The sequence below is a fragment of the Gelidibacter sp. genome (genome assembly GCF_035577925.1).
Taxonomy (GTDB): domain Bacteria; phylum Bacteroidota; class Bacteroidia; order Flavobacteriales; family Flavobacteriaceae; genus Gelidibacter.
In genome coordinates, this window is sequence record NZ_DATJCY010000277.1 from 1 (window position 1) to 3,219 (window position 3,219).

The 3,219-nt window shown below is 38.2% G+C and carries 3 protein-coding genes; all 3 read left to right on the forward strand.

Annotated elements, in window-relative coordinates:
* A partial coding sequence (locus VNJ50_RS10865) for a gliding motility-associated C-terminal domain-containing protein (RefSeq protein ID WP_325581770.1) occupies positions 1-959 on the forward strand: 959 nt, incomplete at its 5' end.
* A 1-nt stretch (position 960) separates the two neighbouring features.
* Complete coding sequence (locus VNJ50_RS10870; RefSeq protein WP_325581772.1) at positions 961-1,905, forward strand: type IX secretion system membrane protein PorP/SprF; 945 nt, start codon at positions 961-963, stop codon at positions 1,903-1,905.
* 15 nt (positions 1,906-1,920) lie between these two features.
* A partial coding sequence (locus VNJ50_RS10875; protein ID WP_325581774.1) for a cell envelope biogenesis protein OmpA occupies positions 1,921-3,219 on the forward strand: 1,299 nt, incomplete at its 3' end.

Sequence of the window (3,219 nt, forward strand, 5' to 3'; positions counted from 1 at the left end):
TGTACGATGTTTATTTTAACAACACCAGTGCGCCAGTGCCGTTCCAATTATCGGGAAGTATCCATGTCAGTGGCGAAGCCGATTTTTATGATGGTATTGTGGATAACGACAATTATGGTGGCGAGTTTACTTTCAATACAAACGCCTATCATATAAATGCTTCCGATTATAGCCATGTGGATGGCACCGTCAATAAGTTTGGCAATTTGGCTTTTAATTACCCTATTGGCGATGGTGGCTTTTACCGGTATGCTGGCATTTCGGCACCTGCCAATGCAACCTCCTTATTTGAAGGCAAGTTTTATTTCGAAAATTCAGATCCATTATATTCGCATGCACTGAAAGCTGGCGTTATTGCCGAAATCGATAATCAGGAATATTGGACCATCACTAAAGAATCTACGGCCAATGAAGACATGATGATTACGTTGTCGTGGCGCGATGTGACCACACCACAATCCATGATTGATGCTGCCCAAAATGGCGATCTGACCATTGTACGTTGGGATGCCGCTAATAATATGTGGGTGGACGAAGGTGGTGCTATCGATTTGGATAACCAAACCGTAACTACCGCGGTTAACGGATTTGGCGTTTTTACTTTTGGACGTGTCAAAACCGACCTGATTTTACCTTGTGGCATTGTGGTTTACAACTCCATAACTCCTAATGGCGACGGAATTAATGATTATTTCCTTATCGATCAATCCAATAATGAGTGTGCACGCAACTTTAAAGTCCAAGTGTATAACCGCTGGGGCGTTAAGGTATTTGAAACCAATAATTATGGTTTGGCTGGCGACGTTTTTGATGGTTTTTCTTCAGGGCGATTGACCTTGAAAAATTCTGACAGATTACCGTTTGGCACCTATTTCTATATTCTTGAATACGATTATGGCACAGGAAGCGAACAAAACCGCTTCAAAAAGGCTGGCTATTTATATCTAAGCACTAAATAATATGAATAAAATTCTCATGACGTATAAAACATCAAATATAATTGTACTACTGCTTTTTGTAAGTATGATTTTTGTAATGCCTTCTGCCCAGGCGCAGCAAGATTCGCAGTACACGCAGTATATGTATAATACACATTCTGTAAATCCGGCGTATGCGGGTTCAAGAGGTTCGTTAAGTATCATGGGTGTCTATAGAAATCAATGGGTCGGATTGGATGGTGCTCCTAAAACGTTGAACTTTGCAATGCATTCTCCTATTGGGATCAAAGGCGTCGGATTGGGACTTGGTTTTGTAAGTGACCAAATAGGACCTACATCGGAAAGTATGGTCACCGCCGATTTTTCCTATACCATTACTTTGGAAAATGAATTGAAATTGGCCTTTGGTATGAAAGGAGGCTTGGCTATCTGGGACATGGATCCTACAAAATTGAATATTTATAATCCCAATGACTATAATTTAAGGCAAGAAAATACAAGTTCGCCAGTTATTGGGTCGGGAATTTACCTCTATACGCCAAAATGGTATATTGGGTTGTCCACACCAAATATTCTGGAAACCCAATATTATGATGATGTTAAAGTGTCCGTTGCCAGCGAAAAAACGCATTTTTATTTAATTGGAGGTTATGTGTTTACACTCAATCCAAATCTCAAATTAAAACCGGCCATCTTGGCGAAAGCAGTTGTTGGTGCACCGTTGGCCCTCGATTTCTCTGCAAACGCCCTCATCAATGAAAATCTCACCTTAGGATTGGCGTACAGATTGGATGCCGCCGTAAGCGCTTTGGCAGGTTTCCAAATTACAGATCAGATGATGATAGGTTATGCTTATGATTATGATACTACTTCTTTAGGAAATTATAACAGTGGCTCCCACGAAGTGTTTTTACGCTTTGAGTTGGGTACACGATTAAAAGCCAAAGTCAATCCACGATTCTTTTAATGATATAAAAAAGATATGAAAAAATATACTACAATCTATAGTTTCTTTTTGTTTCTCCTTGGTTTATCAAGTATTTCTTTAGTTTACGGACAAGAAAACAAGTTGAAAAAAGCTGACGAAAGCTATGAGCACTTAAACTATGTAAATGCTCAAAAAGTCTATTTGGAAGTTGCCGAAAAAGGATATCAATCGGAAGAATTATTCACAAAATTGGGCAATAGTTATTATTTTAATGCCCAGTACGATCAGGCCGTAAAATGGTATGAAAATCTGTTTGCGCTCAATGCCAATCCTGAAGATCCCATTATTTTATTGCGCTATTCGCAATCGCTAAAAGCAGTTGGGCAGTCAGATAAATCTGTAGAATATTATAATAGTTATGTGTCCTTAAACGGCCCCCAAACCAATTTGAAAACGGCTATTGATTATGAAAAGTTAATTCAAGAAAACTCTGGGCGTTATGATATTAACGCAGTGGATTATATATATGATGAAAATAAAATTTCATTTGGATATTTTAAATCCGGAAATACACTTTATTATGCGTCAACGGAAGATTCCAAATCGTTTGCTAATAAAAGAAGTGCTTGGGATGGACTTAGTTTTTTGTCATTATACACCCTTGAAGTCGATTCGGTCAATCAAGCCGTAGGTACTGCAAAAAAACTTAAAGGAAAGCTTCAAAGTAAATTCCATGAGTCCTCACCAGTATTTACAGCCGATAATAAAACCATGTATTTTACACGAAGCAATCTTACTTCTGCCAATAAGAAAAACGACCAAAAACTAAAGATTTACAAATCTGAATTTAAAGACGGCAAATGGCAGGAAGCGGAAGATTTATCCATTAACGACGATCTTTATTCTAATGCGCATCCGGCATTAAGTGCCGATGGCACAAAACTTTACTTTTCATCCGATCGCCCTGGTGGCTATGGAGAATCGGATATTTATGTATCTCAAATAAACACTGATGGAAGTATTGGAGAACCAGTTAATCTTGGTCGAAAAATCAATACCCCAGGTAAAGAAACTTTCCCATTTATATCTGATCAAAATGAATTGTACTTTTCGTCAGACGGGCATTACGGATTGGGCGGTTTGGATGTGTTTTATGTGAAAATTTTAAATGATGGTTTTGGAAATCTGATCAACATTGGTGCTCCTATAAACTCCTATGCCGATGACTTTGCTTTTGGAATTGACTTGGAAACGCACCGCGGTTTTATAAGTTCCAATCGCACGGATAAAGAAGGCAAATTTGTTTACGATAATATCTATTCGTTTATAGAAACATCACCAATTATTGATGTT